Raw genomic sequence first — 21022 nt, 5'->3', positions numbered from 1 at the left:
GACTTGAGCAGAATACTTTAATAAACCTTATTTTAATATGAACATAACAGAAAGATTTCTCAACTATGTGAAGTTTGACACACAGTCGGCTGAAGAGAGCCAGACAGTGCCAAGCACCAGTAAGCAACTGATATTCGCCGAATATCTTCGCGACGAACTGAAGGCTGAAGGATTTGCCGACGTGGAGATGGACGAGCAGGGATATATCTATGCCACTCTCAAGGCGAACACCAAGAAGGAAATTCCTACTATCGGATTCATCAGCCACTACGACACATCACCTGACTGCAGCGGCAAGGACGTGAAGCCACGCATCGTGAAGGAATACGACGGCGGCGACATCGTGCTCTCAGAGGGTATCGTGTCATCACCAAAGAAATTCCCTGAGCTGCTTGCCCACAAAGGAGAGGACCTCATCGTGACCGACGGCCACACGCTGCTCGGTGCCGACGACAAGGCTGGTATTGCTGAAATCGTGCAGGCCATGTGCTGGCTGCGCGACCACGACGAGATAAAGCACGGCGACATCCGCATGGGCTTCAACCCCGACGAGGAAATCGGAATGGGCGCCCACCACTTCAACGTGGAGAAATTCGGATGCCAGTGGGCATACACCATCGACGGCGGCGACCTGGGCGACCTGGAATACGAGAACTTCAACGCTGCCGCTGCCAAGATAAACATCAATGGAGTAAGCGTACACCCTGGATTCGCCAAAGGCAAGATGGTGAACGCCTGCATGCTCGCCACTGAACTCGCAGGCATGATGCCTGCCGACGAGAGACCGGAGACCACTGAGGGCTACGAGGGCTTCTATCATCTGCTGGGCATAGAGAGCAACACCGAACACGCCAAGATGTCGTATATCATACGCGACCACGACCGCAAGAAGTTTGAGGACCGCAAGAAGTTCATCGTTTCTGTAGTAGACAAGATGAACGAAAAATACGGTGAGGGAACGGTGGAGATTGCCGTTAACGACCAGTATTACAACATGAAGGAGAAGATCGACCCGAACATGCACGTCATCGACATCGTGTTGAAGGCAATGGAGCTTTGCGGCGTGCCACCAAAGGTGCAGCCGATACGTGGCGGCACCGACGGAGCACAACTCTCGTTCAAGGGTCTGCCTTGTCCTAACATCTTCACCGGCGGCGTGAACTTCCACGGACCATACGAGTTCGTGAGCATCCAGGTGATGGAGAAGGCTATGCAGACAGTGGTGAAGATATGTGAGCTCACCGCTGGATACAACGACTAAGGTTTCCTTATTAGTATCATAGTATCATTCCAGACCGCCGCCAAGCCTCTAAAACATTATAGGCTAAGGACTTAACCCGATGATACATTTCTGGATTTTTTACAGAAAAGTATCATAGAAGTATCATGCCTTTGGGCATCCCGTATTTTCCTCACGCCAGGGGGAAGACATCCCCACATTAGGGGGTTCTGTTCCCCACGGCGTGGGGGAAATCCGAGGTCTATATTTTATGAATTACAAGTATGTATTTTAGAGATTCCAAGTCTATGCTTTACGAATACGAGTCTATGCTTTATCCATGAATACAGCGTTATATGTACATAACGGATATGTGACGTAGATGGTTGATGACTATTGTTGAAAAATACCATTGTTCTGTGAATTCGTGATACTATGGTATGGTTTGATAGGATACAGAAAAGCTGCAAAAGACCAAATCGGATAATTCCTTCTGCCACATTTTTGTTTATACTGATTATAGTTCGTACCTTTGTGCCATAATCCATATTATGAATTACAGATATGACGCAAACAGTATGAGCGAATTACCACACCTTATAAAAGATCTTGCCCTTATTCTCGTTGTGGCGGGAATAGTGACTATTATTTTCAAAAGGCTGAAGCAGCCACTTGTCCTCGGATATGTGGTTGCCGGCTTTCTGGTAAGTCCCAACATGCCCTACACCATGTCGGTGGTTGACATCGCCGACATCCACACATGGGCAGACATCGGAGTGATGTTCCTGCTCTTCTCGCTGGGACTCGATTTCTCGTTCAAGAAGATTCTCAAGATGGGTTCGTCGCCCATCATTGCCACGTGCGCCATCGTGTTCTGCATGATGGCGCTGGGCATCACCGTTGGCCACACCTTCGGATGGGGACGCATGGACTGCATATTCCTCGGCGGAATGCTCGCCATGAGTTCCACCACTATCATATACAAGGCGTTCGACGACCTCGGACTGCGGCAGCAGCGCTTTGCCGGCATGGTGATGAGCGTGCTCATCCTTGAAGACATGCTCGCCATAGTGATGATGGTGATGCTCTCGGCATTGGCGTCGGGAGCCAACCTCGACGGCGGACAGATGCTGGGCAGCGTGGTGCGCATCGGGTTCTTCCTCGTCTTGTGGTTCGTGGTGGGCATATTCGCCATTCCGTGGCTGCTGCGCTCGTCACGCAAACTGATAAACAGCGAGACGCTGCTCATCATATCGCTCGGTCTATGCTGCGCCATGGCAGTGGTGTCTACACAGGTAGGATTCAGCAGCGCCTTCGGTGCGTTTGTCATGGGTTCCATCCTTGCCGAGACGATAGAGGCAGAGAAGATAATAAAGTTGGTGGAACCGGTGAAGAACCTCTTCGGAGCGATATTCTTCGTCTCCGTGGGTATGCTCGTCGACCCGAAGATTCTCGTGGAATACAGTGTGCCGATTCTCGTCCTCGTGATGACAATCCTCGTCGGGCAGGCCCTCTTCGGCACCTTCGGTTTCCTCATCAGCGGACAGTCATTGAAGTCTGCCATGCAGTGCGGATTCTCCATGGCTCAGATCGGTGAGTTCTCGTTCATCATTGCCTCGCTCGGACTGTCGCTCGGCGTCATCGGCAATTTCCTCTATCCGGTAGTGGTGGCGGTGAGTGTCATCACCACATTCCTCACGCCATATATGATAAGACTCTCCACACCGACCTACAACAAGCTGGAGAAGCATCTGTCAAAGGACATCATACATATACTCAACGACTTCGCCATCAGCCGTCCCTCCTCTGCCCCACAGGGCAACTGGCGCAAACTGCTGATACAGCTGTTCAGAATCACTCTGGTATATTCCATCCTCTCCGTAGCGGTGATAACGCTGATGTTCACCTTCGCCCTTATCCCGCTCCGCCAGATACTGCCCCACTGGTGGGCAAACGCCACATGCGGACTGATGACGATTGCCATGATAGCGCCGTTCTTGAGAGCCATGGTGATGAAGAAGAACCACAGCGAGGAGTTCAAGGCGCTGTGGCAAGAGAACTGGATGAACCACGCTCCGCTCATCGTCACCATCATCGTGCGCTTCATGATAGCCATGGCTTTCATATTCTATATCTGCAACTATCTCACCCGCTTCACCCATGCGCTGATGATAGTCATCGCCGTTACGATGGTCACACTGATGGTACTGTCGAGAAGACTCAAGAGGAGAAGCATAGAGATGGAGAGGATGTTCATACGCAACCTGCGGTCGAAAGACATCGAAGCACAGGTCTACGGCCACAAGCGTCCGCTCTATGAGGGCCATCTGCTCGACAGAGACATTCATATCTCCGACTTCGACGTGCCGGAGGATTCACGCTGGGCTGGCAAGACACTGGCGGACATGAAACTGAGGGGGCGGTTTGGAGTGAACGTGAGCAGCATCCTGCGCGGCACCCAACGCATCAATATCCCCAACGGCGACAACCTGATATTCCCGGGCGACAAACTGCAGGTGATCGGCGACGACGACCAGCTGACGGCCTTCGGCAAGGCATTGCGAAGCGACCTCCACCCCGAAGATCCCGACATAGAGAAGAGGGAGATGAAACTGCGCCAGCTCGTGATATGCCGGGACGGGCAGTTCTTCGGCAAGACCCTCTCTGAGAGTGGCATCCGCGACGAATACAACTGTATGGTGGTGGGTATGGAGGAAGGCGAAGAGGCTCTCTCGCAGCTCACTCCCGACCATAAGTTTGCTGATGAAGACACTATCTGGGTGGTAGGTGAAAAGGAAGACCTGGAACGGCTGCAGAAGGCCAACAGGATTAAACCCAAATCGGTCATTAGGACGTTTAAAGTGTAATTTTAATAACTGCTTGCAGTCTTTTGTTTTTTATAAGGTGTCTTTTGCTTGTTTTTTAATTCGCAATAGCTCGCTATTACTCATTAAAAGCCAAACAAAATCCACTCTTCTAAAATAACAAAATCCAAGCAAGCCCTAATAACCGATTTGGGTTAAAGAGGATTCCAATTCTTAATCCTTGATTGCCTTGCAGATGAGATTCTGCTGACTTCATCCTGTCCTATATAGCCCATCAAGATTTTCCCTTTCTATTTTAAAACACCAATAAAAGAGAATAATAACAAGAAATGAATCCAAAGATCAGAGGTACGATTTGCGGCATCCTCGCCGCTGTCAGCTATGGCACTAACCCGCTTGGTGCCCTGAACCTTTATGCCGACGGTTTGAACACCAACTCGGTGATTTTCTATCGTTACGCCTTCGCCACACTGATTCTCGCAGTGATGATGGTGGCACAGCGCAAGTCGTTTGCCGTGACGCTACGTGAGATAAAGACGTTGGCAACGCTCGGCACACTGATGGTGGCATCGTCGCTGACATTGTTTTTCAGCTTCAATTTCATGGATGCCGGCATTGCCTCCACCATCCTGTTTGTATATCCCGTGATGGTGGCTGTGATAATGGCGGTGTTCTTCAAGGAGCGCGTCACGGCAGTCACCGTAGTCTCCATCGTCCTCGCCCTCAGCGGCATCAGTCTGCTATACAAGGGTGGCGACGGAGCCACACTGTCCACCATCGGCGTGTTCTTCGTCATCATATCGTCGCTCACCTATGCCGTGTATATCGTGGTGGTCAACAAGTCGTCGCTGCGCCTGTCGTCGGTCAAGCTCACGTTCTATGTGCTCTTCATCGGCACGTTCATCCTCATCGGCTATTCCTTCGTAAGTCCCGACGCCCGGCTGCAGCCGCTCACCTCCATGCACGAACTGGTGTATGCCTTGGTGCTCGCCGTATTCCCTACGGTGATATCACTGGTGCTCATGGTAGTAGCCGTACACGACATCGGCTCTACTCCTACTGCGGTGATGGGAGCCTTGGAACCTATCACGGCGGTATGCATCGGCATATTCGTCTTCGGCGAGTCTTTCAGCATGCGTCTCGGCATCGGCATCCTGCTTATTCTGACTGCCGTGATTCTCATCGTTACGGGCAAATCCCTGCCTACACAGCATATCACATACGTATTCTCGCGCATCGGCAATAAAGTGAAGAAGAAATGGAGATGGAAGAGCTGAACAGGAACCATCATGACCATAGAACCCATCCTGACCTTCCCAAAGGACAACCCATCCTGACCTTCCCAAAGGGAAGGAACCTATAGGCAAATGACGAGCTAAGAATAAAACAAGGAATAAAACCAAAAGCCGTGTTGACAATGCTACAGAGAGTGTAGTTGTCAACACGGCTTATTGTTTGTTCCCGAATGGTCTGATAACCGATTTCGGATTATCCCAAATCACGATGATTGGGTTATCCCCCACTGGCATCATGGAGTGTCCCGATGTGCCAGTTGAGGGATGATGGATTCAATATTACTTCTCAGGAATTTCCTCGAGAGTCTTCACGAGCAGATCCCAGAACATAGGAACTGTAGGAATCAGGCAACGCTCGTTCTGAGTATGTGGTGAACGGAGTGTCGGACCGAATGAGCAGATGTCAAGACCTGGATATTTGTTCAGGATCATGCTGCACTCCAGACCTGCATGTACCACCTGTACTGTAGGCTCCTTGTTGAAGAGTTTGCGGTAGATGCCACACATCTCCTTGATCAGCTCGCTGTCTGGGTTTGGATCCCAGCCGCCATACTCGCCGCTGAACACCACCTTCATGCCTGCCATGTTCAGGCAGCTCTCGATAGAAGCGCCGATCTCTGCCTTCACGCTATCGCTTGAGCTGCGTGCCAGGAACTTGAATGCCACGCTGCCACCCTCGATGTTGATGATAGCGAAGTTTGATGATGTCTCCACGATTCCAGGGATAGACGGGATGTAGCGCCATACGCCGTTGTGAACGGCATAGATAGCGTCAACGATGTTGTCCTGTATCTCCTGTGGCATCTGTGTTGCAGGCAGCTCCACATCCTCTACCACTACGTCGATACCGTCCTCTATACCCTTATATTCAGCGATGAAATCCTCCTTGAAGTCAGCGCAGAGAGCCATGAAGTCTTCCTTGTTCTCCTTAGGCATTGTGAGCACTGCCGTAGCCTCAAAAGGAATGGCGTTACGCATGTTTCCTCCGTGCCATGTAGCCAGACGGGCCTCGTCGTCGGTGATTGCCTCGCGAACGATACGCACGAGCATCTTGTTGGCGTTTCCTCTGCCCAGACCGATTTCCAGACCAGAGTGTCCACCCTTCAAGCCCTTCACGGTCACTGCAACGGCGATGTCGGTCTTGTCGGTCTCCACCTCTTTGTAGTCGAGAGTTGCTGTGATGTCCACACCACCGGCACTACCGATGATGAGCTCGCCCTCGTCCTCTGTGTCGAGGTTCAGGAGGATTGTTCCCTCGAGTTCGCCCTCTGGCAGGCCGGTAACACCAAACATGCCTGTCTCTTCATCAGCGGTGATGAGAGCCTCCAGCGGACCGTGCTTCAGCGTGTTGTCCTCCATGATTGCCATGATGGCAGCCACTCCCATACCGTTGTCGGCGCCGAGCGTAGTGCCCTTTGCTCTTACCCACTCACCGTCGATCCATGTCTCGATAGGATCGGTCTCGAAGTTGTGAGTGCTCTTGAGATCTTTCTGTGGCACCATGTCCATGTGGGCCTGCAGAATGGCTGTCTTGCGGTTTTCCATACCAGCGGATGCCGGTTTGCGCATCACGATGTTTCCGGCTGCATCCTGGAATGCCTCCACACCAACACGTTTTGCAAACTCAAGCAAGAACTTTTGCACTTTCTCCAAATGTCCTGATGGGCGTGGCACTTTTGTCAGCTCATCGAAGTTTCTCCAGATGCACTCTGGCTTCAGGTTTCTGATTTCACTCATAGTATTTAAAGTTTAGGCTCCTCCGGCATCGCATTCTTCGTGCGGAGAAGCGTGGTTGTAAAAAAAAAGTCGGTTTCGTTATCTCTGCGCCATACTGTCCGTTTCCTCCCTTTCCACTATTTCCGAGATGGCTTGCGGACGGGCTTTCAGCATTATCATAGCCCACACTCCGAGCAGCACCACGAGCATCGTCTGTATGGTGTGCACGATGAGCACAAACGAGAGTGCCTCGTCTGCCGTGATGGCATTGGGACCGAGGGCTGCCGAGCCATACAGCAGCAGCATCGTTTTCACGGCGAAATGCCATGGTCCGGCTCCGTTTGGCGTGGGCACTATCACCGCTATGCTTCCCACCACGAAGGTGGCGAGGGCACACGTCACTCCCATGCCCGAGGTGAAGCCGAAGCAGAAGAACGTGAGATAGTAGTGCAGGAAGTAGCTCACCCATATTCCGAGCGTGAGCAATATGAACAACGGTATGTTCTTCACGCTCTTCAGCGAGAGCATTCCCTGCCAGATGCCGCTGAGCGTTGCCTTCACCTTATTGTATATCGACAGGCGTTTGAGCAGGAAATGGAGCAACACCAGCACTGCCACGGCGCAAATCGCCGTCACCACATATCCTGTGGCAGAGAATTTTGCCAGTATGCCGTCGATGCTCGTTCCGGTGCTCAGAAAGAAGCTCTCGAAGATTGTCATCTGTGCCAGCAGCGTCACTCCCGTCACTATCATCACGAGCAGCGTGTCGATGGCTCGCTCCGTGACCACCGTCCCCAAGGCTTTCGGAAACGACACTCCGTCACATTTCTTCAACACTCCGCAGCGTGTAAACTCGCCCACCCGGGGTATCACGAGACTTGCGGCGTATGACAGGAAGATGGCGTTGACGCATGTGGAGAGGCGTGGCTTCTCGCCCACCGGCTCCAGGGTCTGCTTCCATCTTATGCCTCTGAAGAGCTGTGCCGTGATACCGAACGGCAGCGACAGCAGCATCCATGTCCAGTCCATGTCGTGTAGCATCACTTTCTCTATGCGTTTGAAGTCGAAGTCGCGATACATCCAATAAAGTATCACTCCTCCTAGCAACACGGGCAGCACGAATTTCAGAGCTACATTGCTTATCTTTGTTCTTTTCACTTATATTCTCTTTCCTTTGACATTGCAAAGATAAACTAAATCGTGAGCAATACAAAATAATTTATTTATTTTAAGTCCAAACCTGTCATAACACCGTCTATTACCGTTTTGGGTTGAATTACGAAGTTTCGCTCATCTTGTTCTTAAGAAACCGGTCAAACGTGATAATCAACACAGGGAATCTGCGTTACAGCATCTGTATCTCATACACCTTATCTAATTAATAGAATATCACCAACAGACCCTAAAAACTTACTATTTATCGACAAAACGGATAATATATATAACATTTTAGCATTTTTCTTGCAGTATATCCGAAATAATCATTACTTTTGCAATACGAAAACGCACACAATATGCGAAACTAATCACAATAAAAACGAAAAGATATGAGAAAGACTTTACTAACAATGGTTGCGATGATGGCAACAAGCAGTGCGATGATGGCACAGAATGGGATAACTGAAATTCCTGATCCAGAAGGTGTAGAGCTCATGGGCACAACATTGTCTCCAAACGGCAAATTCTTTGGCGGTGTGGGATATGGCGTCAACGAGGCATGGATATACGATATGGAAAGCAAGAAGTTTGTGGCTTTCCCTGCCGCTGACCCAGGAGCAGACGTACAGATCAAGTCTATGGCCGACAATGGCGTGGCTGTGGGATGGAACGGTCCTGCAGCAACATTCGATTTCGCCACAGAGCAGTGCACTCAGTTCGGCGAGAACGGACAGTATACTTTCTTGGGTATCAGTCCGAACGGAAAACTGATTGTTGGTGCTCACTACGACGGTGATGACTCCCAGGGAACACCTTGTATCTTCAACGAGGGCACTCCGGTAGACCTGCCGCAGCCTTCTGACAAGTTCCTCGGCGCTACCAGTTCCGGTGCTACTGCCCTTTCGGTTTCCAACGACTCCATAATATCCGGATATTGGGTTGATGATATGGCTACGCGTCCTGCCCTGCTGTGGGCTCCAAACCGCGACGGAAAGACATTTATGCCTTATCCTTTCTCCCGTCCGTATTTTGCAGCTACAATGGGATCTACATTGCCATTCACAATATTCAGCTGCGACCAGACTGTGATGAGTGCCAACGGAAAATACCTGGTGATAAACTACGAGCAGCTTACCGGTGAGTGGGAAGCCATCCAGAGCGTGGCACGCTACAACACGGAGAACGACTCTCTGGAATTATTCACTCCTAATGCCGAAGACGAGATGTTCGTAAATTCAGGAAGTCAGGTGTTTGGCAGCGCCGTTTCTGACGAAGGCACAATCATCGGATTCTATGGCGGACTCTTCGGACCGCGTCTGGGATTCATCTGGAAGAAGGGCGACGAAAGCATCAAGGCGCTCGCCTCTGAATTCCCTAAGGCTACTCTCCTTGCCGACTACGACAACGCTGCATTCAATGTTCCTGCTGCCATCTCTGCCGACGGTCGCTACATCGCCGGATTCGCATACAAAGAAGACCCTACTTCTGATGAGCTCGGCGGCGGATATGTGTCTTGGGTTCTCGACACTCAGTATGACGACACCGACGCCGTGGAGTCTGCACCATCTGCCGACGCTGCAAACAAGGTTGTGGCTCGTTTCACTGCCGACGGCAAGCAGGTTCAGAAGGACGCCAAAGTGCGTGGCTTCAATATGATGCTCATGAGAAACGGAAAGGCTATCAAGTCTTTCAACAGATAACGACAGCCGCCATATCGCGGAATGACTGATTTTCCCGGATATGGCAGCAGCCGAAAAACAATACGAGGGGCGGACTCACAGACGGGGTCCGCTCTTTTTTTTAATTGATTGTCTTGTGATTTCACACAAATTACGCTACCTTTGCCTTGAAGAAGAAAACAAACGAAAATACAAGACAATGAGAACATCGAGATTCCTACCCCTATTCATAATAGCAGCAGCGATATTCACCATCACGGCAGCATGCTCATCCGACAAGAAAAGCGACGACAAACCTGCTGTGGTGAAAGACGAGCGCATACCCGGCGACTCCACATTCTACGGACTTGCCTGCGAGGGATGCACCGACTCCGTAGTGGTAGTGCTGCCTACCGACGACAGCGACCCCATAACGTTCAGCATCATCGACGCCATGCAGTCCCGACAGGTGTTCGGCAGACCGAAGATCGGCGACCAGCTCGCCATCGTAATAAACAAGGAGGACAAGAGGAAGGCGGACATCGTGATAGACCTCGATGAGCTGAAGGGCACATGGGTGTATCAGGTAATGCCGAAACTGCGCAAGATGCCCCACATCGCCGGTATGCCGCAGCCAAAAGCCGGTCCGGAACGCGACTCCATGATACAGAAGCTGATGGTGCCGATAGAACAGGGATTCAAAATCAAGAAGCAGTTCACGATGGATCCCGTGGGACTGCGTTTCAAGCAGACGAGTCTGACGGGCGAGAGCCCCGTGGAATATCCACAGGCGGAATACTACAAGGAGTGGCACGTGCTCAACGGCAAGCTGGTGTTCACCGAGGGAACGATAGACACCGGCAACAAGAAGCGTCGCAAACTGAAACCTCAGAAAGACACCGTGGAGATTGTACTCATGATGAAAGACAGTCTGCAGCTGAAATTCAAAGACGGCATAAGGGCATACTACCGCAAGAAGTAACGGCAGACTGCCGCAAGCACACCGACAGGAGCACCATTAAGCCAGTTTCTTTCGCAGCCACATGCCGAAGAAGCGGTCATAAACAATGTATGCCTCCCCGTAGCGATATACAAACTCACGGCTGACCAATGTCTTGAGAGCAAGACTCACACTGCTTGCCGCCGGAAGACGGTATTTTGCCAAGAACTCCTGCGACATCACCGATGCCACCTTCCCCTCACAGGCTATGGCTGTCAGGAGAGCAGACTGGTTGTCGGTGAGCGACTCATAATAGTTTATGAAAGCCACTTCCTGCTCATCCACCAGTTCGTCTATTACCACCTTCACCTCTTCTCTCGTTATCGGTCTGCCGTTCTGATACAGACGGTTCAATATGTCCTGCACATACCATGTCTGACCGTCAACACAATCATACAGATACCCGAACACCTCATCATCGACAGACAACCCCTTCTTCGCCATCCACCGATTTGCAAAAGCCTGATATTCCTGCCTGTCGATAAGCGGCAGCGACACCATCTGCGAACTCTGATAAAACGGGCGCTTGGCTGACAGGAACATATCCGTCATCATATGCTGCTTGCTGCCGGCAAAGATGAAATACACATTCGGCAGAAACTGTATGTATGATCTCAATAGCGCCTCTGCCCTACCCTCCGGATATTCTGCTATCTGCTGAAACTCGTCTATGGCGATATAGATACGCTTTTCCGATAGTCGCAGATAATCAAAAATCTGTTTCAGCGACTCTTCCCTCTGGTTGGGCTGCACGGTAATGGAAAACGTAGGAATACCCGTCAGCTCATCAAACGACATTGTCGGCTTATAGCTGGCGAAAAATGCGTTTATCTTTCGCATTGCCGACTGTGAGAACGTGTCTACCTTTCCAATCACCGTCTTTCCCAAGAGCTGCACGAACTGCTCCATGCTCCGTGTGGCATTGATGTCCATATAAAAACATTTCACAGCGGAATCCGCATCCTGTATGTTCTCAAACACATGATGTATAAGTCCCGTCTTGCCGATACGCCGTGGCGACATCAACACTACGTTGCGCTCATTTTCCAGAGCTTCCACGATGGTCTTCGCTTCTTTCTTGCGGTCGCAGAAGTATTCCGCTCCCTTATATCCATATATCACGAAGGGGTTATTCAGTTGTTCCATAGCGCTTTACTGTCATTACATGTTTTATGTTACATATTTTATGTAATGCAAAGATACATCTTTCGTCAGACTGTTGCAAGTAAAAGCCAAACGATTTTTCTTCGAGATTAACCCCCAAACGGTCATTAGGCCGTTTAACCCAAAACGGTCATTAGGGCTTGCTTGTATTTTGATTTTTTAGAAGAGTGGTTTTTAACGGCCTGATGACCGTTTGGGGTTTAACCAAAAGACCACCGTCTCTTGTCACATCGCAAAGATATGCATACTCTCCGAATAATCACAATTTTGTCAAGATTATGGCTTCCAAATTCTTGAATTTGTACGCAATACTGCATAAACAGTGCGTTTTACGAGGGCATCGCATGTTCCCTGATTTTGCAATCATAATTTGCCTATTACAGTAACTTAACAACAAGACGGAGTAACCTGCATCTCCCCTACGGGGGAGAACGAGAGAGGGCTGAAGTGATTGGAAAAAGCGAGCACCATAGTGCTCAAAATCCTGCTAAATCCAAAACCATAATCCAAATATCACTGACGAAATATTTCAAAAAAAATGGATCCGTGAAGACCAATCCGTGTTCCTCGGTGATATCAGTGTTTCATTTTTTTGATTTGTGTCCACGCCGAAGGCTGGGGACACAACATCAACACGGAATGAGAATATCGGTGAGAATATAGTGTCCATCGCCACAGACTGATGGACACAGGGGCTAAAACGGATAATATAAAAACGCAATAAAATATAAAAGGATAAGAAGCTTATGGTTACATTCAAAATATTTGCGTAACTTTGCTAACAAAGAACAACTAAATGATAACGATATGGCATCAGCAACATTAAACTCCAAACCAGTACAGATGATTGTCACACTGGAAGACAATGCGCTCATAGCCGACATCAAGAAGGCTTTGAAACTATTACGAGGTGTAGCCTCCGTACGAATGGCCAACCTCAAAGATGACGAGACCATCACACCCGCCATGCACCGCTCTATAAACAAGGCGCGTCGCGAGTATGCCAATGGCGAGACCATTTCATGTAGTACACCAGAAGAAATGCAACGATATTTCGACAACCTATGATCTACACTATTGAGTATTCCAAAGAGGCTGACAAGACACTACGTAAGTGGAAAAAATGACCGCATTATATACGACATCTACGACGACCGCGTATCAGTACTGATAATCCAAGCAGAAGAACACTACAACGACAAATAATCATCACACTCCCTCATTACATCAACGAGTAATATTGTTTTCTCAAAATAAAGTATCATAGTATCATTCTGTCCTCCAATTACACCCCTAAGACCTTATATACTAACGATTTGACCAAATGATACTTTTCTGAATGTTTTACAGAAAAGTATCATCGAAGTATCACAGAAGTATCATAGAACATGGAAACAAGAGCATAAAAATGACGGCCACACAGCATCCTCACTGAAGCCTAAATCACGGGTAAGCCCTTTGCTTTTTAACCCAAAGCACAATCATCGGCAAAGACAACAAAAACGTCACGAAATGGGCAAGCAGCGTGCCCATGTGGGGCAAGCACGTTGCCCAACAGGGGCAAGCACCTTGCCCCATGTGGGCACGGGTGATGCACAAAAGATGCCCAAAAACACTTTAATACTCATCCTGACCTACCCAAAGGATAACCCATCCTAAACTCAAACCCATCCTAACCTTCCCAAAGGGAAGGAACATATTACTCCGGATATTGACACCTGCACCACATAACCTAAAACCCAGCACCACCTAATAACTTAAGCCCCCACCTAGCCTCCCCCGAAGGGGAGGGACAGTCACTATTGCTGCTGACAAACCGTTGATAATCAGATGACTACTGACGAAAATCATGTAGCCAAAGGTATCCGTCCCTCCCCTTCGGGGGAGGCTAGGTGGGGGCTGAGGTTAATATTCTGAGTAACTTGTTCCTTCCCTTGGGGAAGGTTAGGATGGGTTATTCTTTAAACCATCCAGACAATAACCAGATGGTTTTTGCGCGTACTAAAATGCGGAAGTATCTGTAATTCAGACACTTCCGCACTTACGACCAGATGGTTGACGATTTTATTCAAAAATTGTCTTTATCTTTGATTTAACCAAAATCGGTCATCAGACCGTTTGAGGTTTATAGCTGAGCCAGCTCTACTACCTTGTCTACAGCGGCAGAAAGACCATCGACGTTCTTTCCTCCGGCAGTGGCGAAGTGAGGCTGACCGCCACCGCCACCCTGAATCAGTTTGGCAGCCTCGCGGATAACCTTACCGGCATTGAAACCGCGGTCGCTGACGAGATCGTCGGTAGCCATAACGGTGAGCAACGGCTTGTTGTCATGCTTGCTACCGATAACACAGAGCATATTCTCCGGCTGTGCGGCACGGAGCTTGAAGGCGAGGTCTTTGGCAGCCTCTGGAGTCATCGGCAACACGCAGGTAACGACCTTCACGCCGCCAACCTCACGAGCCTGCTGCAAAAGACGCTCCTTGGCACGCTCCACTGCCTCAGCCTGGAACTTCTCTATGCTCTTCTTCATCGCCTCGTGCTCCTCGATGTATTTGCCTATTACGGTCTGCAAGTCCTTGGCATTATGGAAGAGAGCCTTGATAGCCTTCATGCTGTCCTCCAGGTCATACATCATCTGCTCGCAGGCAGCGCCTGTCTTAGCCTCGATACGACGGATGCCGGCGGCAACGCTGCTCTCGGAAACGATCTTCAGCATACCGATGCGACCGGTGCTGTGGGCGTGGATACCACCACAGAACTCAACACTCGGACCGAACTGCACCACGCGGACCCTGTCGCCGTATTTCTCACCGAACAATGCTATAGCTCCGAGCTGCTTAGCCTCCTCTATCGGCACGTTGCGATGATCCTGCAACGGGATGTCCTGACGGATCATATCGTTGACGATACGCTCAACCTGACGGATTTCCTCGTCGGTTACCTTCTGGAAATGAGCGAAGTCGAAACGCAATGTGTCTGGCGACACGAATGATCCCTTCTGCTCCACGTGGTCGCCGAGCACCTGCTTGAGGGCATAGTCGAGAAGGTGGGTAGCAGTATGGTTGGCTGCACTCGCCTCACGCTTGTCGGTATCCACACAAGCCATGAATTCTGCCTCTACGCTCTTTGGCAGAGCCTTCACGATATGCACAGACTGGTTGTTCTCACGTTTGGTGTCGGTGATGGTGATGGTCTCCTCCTCGTTTACGAGGACACCGGTGTCGCCCACCTGACCTCCCATCTCGCCATAGAAAGGAGTGTTGTCGAGAACGAGCTCAAAGTATGTGTTCTTCTTCTGCGTCACCTTGCGGTAGCGCAGTATGTGACATTCATATTCAGTATAGTCATAGCCCACGAACTGCTGCTCGCCCGGACGAACCTCAATCCAGTCGCCGTTTTCCACAGCTGCCGCATTGCGGGCACGCTCCTTCTGCTTCTGCATCTCTACGTCAAACTGCTTCTCGTCTACGGTGACGCCGCTCTCACGACAGATAAGCTCGGTGAGGTCGAGTGGGAATCCGTAGGTGTCGAATAGGCGGAACGCCTGTGTGCCGTCGAGCTCTGTCTTGCCGGCAGCCTTCACAGCCTCGATGGCGCTGCTGAGCATGCTGATACCGTTGGAGAGTGTGCGCAGGAACGACTCCTCCTCCTCTTTTATCACCTTGGTGATGAGTTCGCGCTGGGCAGAAAGCTCCGGGAATGCTCCGCCCATCTCCTGTACCAATACCGGCACGAGACGGAAGAGGAACGACTCCTTCTGACCCAGGAAGGTGTAGGCATAACGCACAGCACGACGAAGGATGCGGCGAATGACGTATCCAGCCTTGGCGTTGCTTGGCAGCTGACCGTCGGCAATGGAGAATGCCACGGCACGGAGGTGGTCGGCAACGACACGCATAGCCACGTCAACTTCCTCTGTCTCGCCGTATTTCAGACCAGAGAGAGTGCTGATTTCCTTTATGATAGGCTGGAAGATGTCGGTGTCGTAGTTAGAATGCTTGCCCTGCAGGGCGCGCACGAGTCGCTCGAAGCCCATACCGGTATCGATGACGTGCATTGGCAGTGGTTCGAGAGAACCGTCGGCCTTGCGGTTGAACTGCATGAACACGATGTTCCAGATCTCAATCACCTGTGGGTCGTCCTTGTTTACGAGTTCGCGTCCCGGTGTCTTTGCCTTCTCCTCCGGAGTGCGGGAGTCGAGATGAATCTCAGAGCATGGACCGCAAGGGCCTGTGTCGCCCATCTCCCAGAAGTTGTCGTGCTTGTTGCCATTGATGATATGGTCGGCAGGCACATGCTTGAGCCAGAAGCCGGCTGCCTCATCGTCGCGAGCGAGTCCCTCCTCGGGAGAGCCCTCGAATACTGTGACGTAGAGGTCGTTTGGATCGAGATGAATCACGTCGACGAGGTATTCCCATGCGTAGTCAATGGCGCCCTCCTTGAAGTAGTCGCCGAAGCTCCAGTTGCCGAGCATCTCAAACATGGTGTGGTGGTAGGTATCGTGGCCCACTTCCTCGAGGTCGTTGTGCTTACCGCTAACGCGCAGACACTTCTGTGTGTCGGCACGACGGCGTGGCTCCGGCTCGCGGGTGCCGAGGATAATGTCTTTCCACTGGTTCATACCTGCATTGGTGAACATCAGCGTAGGGTCGTCTTTGATTACCATTGGCGCTGACGGTACAATAACGTGTCCTTTCGACTCGAAGAATTTCTTGAATGAGTCGCGGATTTCATTTGCTGTCATCATCGTATTCTTGTTTCTTTAATAATATTTCTTTTTGACTCTGTTGCTAAGGGCACAGGAAAAGGGCAATGATATTGCCGGGTGTGCTTGCCCATGCCTCTTACCTATTGATATAATCGGCAAAATTAAAAAAAATATGATAAACAGCCAAATTATTTGTTATCCTTGTGTTTTTTAGCGTGTTATAAGCCACGGATGTTGACGAAACAGAAGAAAATTATTATCTTTGCCGAAGAAAGTATATAATATGGCACTTAACACGGAAAAGAAACTGAAACTGTATTACTCCATCAAGGAGGTGGCAGAGATGCTGGGCGTCTCTGAAAGCATGTTGCGCTTCTGGGAGAAGGAAATTCCGATGATAAAACCCAAGACCACGGGCAACAATATCCGACAGTATACGGAGCAGGACATCGAGAACATCAAGGTGGTGTACAACCTGGTGAAGGTGCGTGGCTTCAAGCTTGCCGCCGCCCGCAAGATGCTGAAGGAACAGAAGAATGCCGTAAGCTCCGACACCAAGGTGCTGGAGACGCTCATAAAGCTGCGCGACCAGCTGCAGGAGATGAAAAAGCAGTTCGACTACCTTACGTAATGACGGATTTAACCCAAAACGGGCATTAGGAATCAGCAGAATAAGTTACGGAATACTATTAAGGAAAAAAAGAAATAGAAAACAAGTAGGGACGATCGGGCTCGAACCGATGACCTCTGCAATGTGACTGCAGCGCTCTAAACCAACTGGGCTACGCCCCTGTGTTTCTATTACCGGCACAAAAGTACACTATTTATTCGAACCGACAAAATAATTTGCACTTTTTATACTTTCACGATATAATACTAAGATATACTTTTACGATGGAATATCAAAAATGCCAAGCCCACTGAAGGACTTGGCATATATTCTATCTGTCGGAAACGACAGATTTGGGTTCAATTGATTCGCTGATTACTTAACGAACTTCTTGCCGTTCTGGATAGCGATGCCCTTGAAGTTAGAGCTTACGCGCTGACCAGCGAGGTTGTAGATAGGAGCGTTAGCGTCTGCCTCTGGAGCAACAACGTTGCTGATGCCATTAACATCACCGTTAGTGTCGAAAGCAAGACCGCAAAGCATGATCTTAGAACCAGATACCCAGAAGAAGTATGTGTTGCCTGGCTCAACGTCGTAAGCGAGAGCTGCGTAAACGTCAGCGTCTGTAGCCTGCTCTGCGGCCAGACCACCGTCAGCAGTGATGTACTGTCCCCATACGTCTGTAGCGTAATCGCCCATAGCAGCGAAGTCGAGCTCCTCAGCCTCGATAACTGAGTTAGGAACCTTGGCTGTCCAGATCTTCTTTTTACAACCATACTTAGCTGCAACATAAACCTTACCAGCAACAGCTGGAGTGAACTCTATGTGAGCAGATGTAGAACCAGCCTTGTCCAAAGAAGCGTCAACACCATTAGTACCACCCTGGATGTAAGCATTAGAGAAAGTCTTGCCCTGTGACACGAAAGTCTCAGCTGTAGTAGGATCGCTCTTTACTGTCCAGTTTTGACCACCGTCGAGAAGAACAACCTTGGCGTTCTGAATCTCTGTAGCAACAACTGTAGGCTCACCTGCGTTAGCAACTACTTGATCAACAGTAGCTGTAGAAGGAACTGCATTCCACTGACCCTGTGCGTTAGCACATACTGCCATAAACATAGCAGCTACGAAAAGTAAACTCTTTTTCATAATTTGTTTTGTTTTTAAGTTATTAATAAAATTGATCGTTTGGTTCAAGTCCATCGCTGGATTTATGATATCCAGCAATGAACTCGGATTATTATCACATTGTCGTTATATATTCAGATCACCAGCCTTCACAGCCTTGATGGTGTAGCGCTTGGCAGAGCTTGTGGCATTGAACTTGAACTTTGAGCTGAGAGTGGTGTAGACTGTAAGGTCGTTACCATCTATCACTCCACCTGTATTTCTTGCTGCTGCAGCAGAACCGTTTCCGAATGTGTAACGGTTTTCACCAGCCTTGGCAACGTTGAACACAGCCTCCTGGTCCATTTTCAAAGTAGCGGAAGCTATCTTCACTGTGATTGCCTGAGTATTCTCAGCCTCAAACTTGCTGATTGTAACAACTACATCTGAAGCTTTCTCGTTTCCGTCTTCGTCAAACATAGAACCATTGAAAGTTCCACCTACGAGAACAGATGCATCGGTGTGTGTCACTGGGTCGTCATCATCGTCGCATGCAGCGAATGTGAGCGAGAAGAGAACACCAAGCATCAAAAACAATATACTTTTCAGTTTCATTTTCTTTTCTGTTTTAATTCGGTTAATAATGAAGCAGGATTATTCTGCATCGCTTTCCTCTGCTGTGCTATATGTACGGAAGCCAGGGTTCTGGTCGGCAGCAGTGATACCTGAGTTGATCTGTATCTCGTTCTCTGGAATTGGACGCAGCCATTTGATCTGACCGTCGTTACCTGTCATGTTGGCAACAGAAAGACCACAATAGGTAGTGTTGTAACGAACGAGCTGATGGGTGCGGCGCAGGTCCATCCAACGGTAATATTCACCGAGAGTCTCACGCATACGCTCGTCGAGGATGACATCCAGCTTGTTGATGGTCAATCCGTAGCTGTCGGTCTGTCCGAATGACACGTATCCACCGGCATCATTGTAGCCCCAGTCGTAGCGCTTGTAGTCGCTGAATGAGCCAAGATAAGAAGCGTGTGAACGAGTACGAACGGCGTTGAGATACTTCAGCGAATTAGCATCGTCACCCATCATAAGGTAAGCCTCTGCAGCAACGAGATAAATCTCGCTTGCATTCAGAACCACAACATCACGGTAGTCACCGCCCGACTGTTTGCAGTCGCTGGTAGTATTCTTGTCGTCGAACTTGCGTACTGGAGGCAGACATCCGATCTTCTGGATTGCAGAAGAGAATGGCTGTGTATAAGTGGCAGAGTTCTTTGCATCGTAAGAACCGTTTGCGGCATAAGCCTTGCAAGTGGAATTCTCAGCAACCTTGAACACCTTGGTAGTGCTCTTCATACCAGTGGTAACGAACTGAGAAGCGTGGGCTGTGCAATAAGCCTCAATCTCAGAATCCTCTGTATACCATGGGAAATACTTGAATGCGATAGAGAGCTTTGCCTTCTCGTCATCATTTGCATTGTAGAATGCCCAATAGCCCTGCTTGCTCCAGTTGCTTTCATTTCCGTCGTAACCATATACTGTAGTCATGAAAGTTCCTTCGAAGCGGTCGTCGCCCTTGTCGAAAGCGTAGTAAACACGCTCTGTAGGACAGAGGTCGCTCTTCACACCCTTCACACCAAGAGTGTTTGAACCCATATAGAGAGCAAAGTTGTGCTGCTGATCGTGACCACCCGTCACCTTGTCGGATGAAGTGGCACGGTCGTACTGGATTGCGAACAGAGTCTCGGCGTTGGTGCCCTTCTCATTGTTGTCGAAGTCCCATTTCTTGTCGAAAGACTGTGTCAAAGGAACTGCATCTGCAACCTCAGAAGCATATTTTGCAGCCTCAGCGAAATACTCGGTGCTGTTCACTGTGTATGTACCGTTCTTTGCATCATTGACAGTTGTCTGCAAGTCCCATCCTGCTGCGAGGTAAACCTTGGCAAGAAGAGCCTTGGCACCGATAACGCTGGCACGTCCTCTGGCATCCTTCTCAGAACTTACGCTCTCGAGATTGCCGTTTGCGATGATTTCCTTCAGGTCAGCAATGACGTTGGCATAAACCGTAGCGAGGTCTGTGCGAGGATAGTTTGTGCTTGCCGACTCAATATAGTCGGTGATGTATGGCACTGCACCGAACTGCTGTGTAAGGATGTAATAGCAATAGTCGCGCACGAAACGAGCCTGGTCGTTCAGCTTGTCGTCCTTGCAATACTTCAACACACAGTTGGCATAGTTGATGGCAGCGTATGTGTTTTTATAAAGATTTGTAACATCCTCGTTGTCTGAAGAATACTGATACGACTGCAATACAGGAGCCGATGCATTCTGTCCAACGGTGTAGAGGTCTGTACCCTGACAGAACACCTTAGGATCGCTGTATACATCACGCAGAGCATAATATGCATTGTTAAGCTGCTGGTTCCAACCTGAGATGTCAGAGAACTGGCTTTCAGGTGTTACAGTACTTTTATTGTCTGTATCCAAGAAATCAGAACAGCTGGACAAACCAGCCACCGTGGCCAATCCGAGGGCAGACATTATGATAAACTTTTTCAT

General features: G+C 49.6%; 15 protein-coding genes and 1 tRNA gene. 8 read left to right on the top strand and 8 right to left on the bottom strand.

All coding sequences use genetic code 11. From position 1 onward, the window contains the following. The first annotated feature begins 37 nt into the window (after window positions 1-37). From pepT to ST42_RS05900, 3 genes are all read left to right on the top strand, one after another. The gene (gene pepT, locus ST42_RS05910; RefSeq protein ID WP_044072819.1) at window positions 38-1261 is read left to right on the top strand and encodes a peptidase T; all 1224 of its coding nucleotides are present in this window, start codon (window positions 38-40) and stop codon (window positions 1259-1261) included. A 536-nt stretch (window positions 1262-1797) separates the two neighbouring features. Next, entirely contained in the window at window positions 1798-4086 is a 2289-nt protein-coding gene (locus tag ST42_RS05905; protein WP_042519334.1) for a cation:proton antiporter domain-containing protein, read from the top strand. 287 nt (window positions 4087-4373) lie between these two features. Beyond that, window positions 4374-5321: a DMT family transporter gene (locus ST42_RS05900; protein ID WP_044072816.1), complete on the top strand. Its 948-nt coding sequence runs from the start codon at window positions 4374-4376 to the stop codon at window positions 5319-5321. Window positions 5322-5618: 297 nt separating this feature from the next. Here ST42_RS05900 and ST42_RS05895 read toward each other — a convergent pair whose 3' ends face one another. After that, window positions 5619-7076 carry an aminoacyl-histidine dipeptidase gene (locus tag ST42_RS05895; RefSeq protein WP_022317225.1) on the bottom strand — a complete coding sequence of 486 codons (1458 nt, stop codon included), beginning with the start codon at window positions 7074-7076 and terminating at the stop codon, window positions 5619-5621. Between the two features lie 78 nt (window positions 7077-7154). Next, on the bottom strand, window positions 7155-8213 hold the full coding sequence (locus ST42_RS05890; protein ID WP_044072814.1) for a lysylphosphatidylglycerol synthase transmembrane domain-containing protein: 1059 nt from the start codon (window positions 8211-8213) through the stop codon (window positions 7155-7157). 389 nt (window positions 8214-8602) lie between these two features. Between ST42_RS05890 and ST42_RS05885 the strand changes: the two genes are divergently transcribed. Together ST42_RS05885 and ST42_RS05880 are read left to right on the top strand one after the other, a co-directional pair. Continuing rightward, window positions 8603-9913 (top strand): hypothetical protein, encoded by a 1311-nt coding sequence (locus ST42_RS05885; protein WP_156132518.1) that lies wholly within the window; start codon window positions 8603-8605, stop codon window positions 9911-9913. Between the two features lie 178 nt (window positions 9914-10091). Then, on the top strand, window positions 10092-10853 hold the full coding sequence (locus ST42_RS05880; RefSeq protein ID WP_044075183.1) for a lipocalin-like domain-containing protein: 762 nt from the start codon (window positions 10092-10094) through the stop codon (window positions 10851-10853). 36 nt (window positions 10854-10889) lie between these two features. Here the strand turns inward: ST42_RS05880 and ST42_RS05875 are convergent, their stop codons facing one another. Continuing rightward, window positions 10890-12017 carry an AAA family ATPase gene (locus ST42_RS05875; protein ID WP_044072811.1) on the bottom strand — a complete coding sequence of 376 codons (1128 nt, stop codon included), beginning with the start codon at window positions 12015-12017 and terminating at the stop codon, window positions 10890-10892. Window positions 12018-12842: 825 nt separating this feature from the next. Between ST42_RS05875 and ST42_RS05870 the strand changes: the two genes are divergently transcribed. Together ST42_RS05870 and ST42_RS14435 are read left to right on the top strand one after the other, a co-directional pair. After that, the gene (locus ST42_RS05870; protein ID WP_156139307.1) at window positions 12843-13103 is read left to right on the top strand and encodes a hypothetical protein; all 261 of its coding nucleotides are present in this window, start codon (window positions 12843-12845) and stop codon (window positions 13101-13103) included. Window positions 13104-13112: 9 nt separating this feature from the next. Further along, window positions 13113-13241, top strand: a complete 129-nt coding sequence (locus ST42_RS14435; protein WP_262503197.1) for a hypothetical protein — start codon at window positions 13113-13115, stop codon at window positions 13239-13241. Window positions 13242-14160: 919 nt separating this feature from the next. Here ST42_RS14435 and alaS read toward each other — a convergent pair. After that, entirely contained in the window at window positions 14161-16782 is a 2622-nt protein-coding gene (gene alaS / locus ST42_RS05865; RefSeq protein WP_044072809.1) for an alanine--tRNA ligase, read from the bottom strand. Between the two features lie 244 nt (window positions 16783-17026). Here alaS and ST42_RS05860 point away from each other — a divergent pair, with 244 nt between their 5' ends. Next, the gene (locus ST42_RS05860; protein ID WP_042519326.1) at window positions 17027-17374 is read left to right on the top strand and encodes a MerR family transcriptional regulator; all 348 of its coding nucleotides are present in this window, start codon (window positions 17027-17029) and stop codon (window positions 17372-17374) included. An 86-nt stretch (window positions 17375-17460) separates the two neighbouring features. On the opposite strand, the gene ST42_RS05855 is transcribed toward ST42_RS05860, so the two are convergent. From ST42_RS05855 to ST42_RS05840, 4 genes are all read right to left on the bottom strand, one after another. Next, a tRNA-Val gene (locus tag ST42_RS05855) sits at window positions 17461-17535 on the bottom strand. Window positions 17536-17728: 193 nt separating this feature from the next. Next, window positions 17729-18499: a hypothetical protein gene (locus ST42_RS05850; protein WP_156136915.1), complete on the bottom strand. Its 771-nt coding sequence runs from the start codon at window positions 18497-18499 to the stop codon at window positions 17729-17731. 105 nt (window positions 18500-18604) lie between these two features. Beyond that, window positions 18605-19072: a hypothetical protein gene (locus ST42_RS05845; protein ID WP_156139306.1), complete on the bottom strand. Its 468-nt coding sequence runs from the start codon at window positions 19070-19072 to the stop codon at window positions 18605-18607. Between the two features lie 39 nt (window positions 19073-19111). Then, entirely contained in the window at window positions 19112-21022 is a 1911-nt protein-coding gene (locus ST42_RS05840) for a RagB/SusD family nutrient uptake outer membrane protein (protein ID WP_044072804.1), read from the bottom strand.

Origin of the sequence: Prevotella pectinovora, assembly GCF_000834015.1 — a bacterium.
GTDB classification, from domain to species: Bacteria; Bacteroidota; Bacteroidia; order Bacteroidales; family Bacteroidaceae; genus Prevotella; species Prevotella pectinovora.
Note: the sequence above shows the minus strand (reverse complement) of the source record. Positions and strands in the feature narration are given on the sequence as shown.

What these genes read in the sequence shown, in the direction of transcription:
- pepT (WP_044072819.1), top strand. Translation starts at nt 38, where the DNA reads ATGAACATAACAGAAAGATTTCTCAACTATGTGAAGTTTGACACACAG.
- ST42_RS05905 (WP_042519334.1), top strand. Translation starts at nt 1,798, where the DNA reads ATGAGCGAATTACCACACCTTATAAAAGATCTTGCCCTTATTCTCGTT.
- ST42_RS05900 (WP_044072816.1), top strand. Translation starts at nt 4,374, where the DNA reads ATGAATCCAAAGATCAGAGGTACGATTTGCGGCATCCTCGCCGCTGTC.
- ST42_RS05895 (WP_022317225.1), bottom strand. Translation starts at nt 7,076, where the DNA reads ATGAGTGAAATCAGAAACCTGAAGCCAGAGTGCATCTGGAGAAACTTC.
- ST42_RS05885 (WP_156132518.1), top strand. Translation starts at nt 8,603, where the DNA reads ATGAGAAAGACTTTACTAACAATGGTTGCGATGATGGCAACAAGCAGT.
- ST42_RS05880 (WP_044075183.1), top strand. Translation starts at nt 10,092, where the DNA reads ATGAGAACATCGAGATTCCTACCCCTATTCATAATAGCAGCAGCGATA.
- ST42_RS05875 (WP_044072811.1), bottom strand. Translation starts at nt 12,017, where the DNA reads ATGGAACAACTGAATAACCCCTTCGTGATATATGGATATAAGGGAGCG.
- ST42_RS05870 (WP_156139307.1), top strand. Translation starts at nt 12,843, where the DNA reads ATGGCATCAGCAACATTAAACTCCAAACCAGTACAGATGATTGTCACA.
- alaS (WP_044072809.1), bottom strand. Translation starts at nt 16,782, where the DNA reads ATGATGACAGCAAATGAAATCCGCGACTCATTCAAGAAATTCTTCGAG.
- ST42_RS05860 (WP_042519326.1), top strand. Translation starts at nt 17,027, where the DNA reads ATGGCACTTAACACGGAAAAGAAACTGAAACTGTATTACTCCATCAAG.
- ST42_RS05850 (WP_156136915.1), bottom strand. Translation starts at nt 18,499, where the DNA reads ATGAAAAAGAGTTTACTTTTCGTAGCTGCTATGTTTATGGCAGTATGT.
- ST42_RS05845 (WP_156139306.1), bottom strand. Translation starts at nt 19,072, where the DNA reads ATGAAACTGAAAAGTATATTGTTTTTGATGCTTGGTGTTCTCTTCTCG.
- ST42_RS05840 (WP_044072804.1), bottom strand. Translation starts at nt 21,022, where the DNA reads ATGAAAAAGTTTATCATAATGTCTGCCCTCGGATTGGCCACGGTGGCT.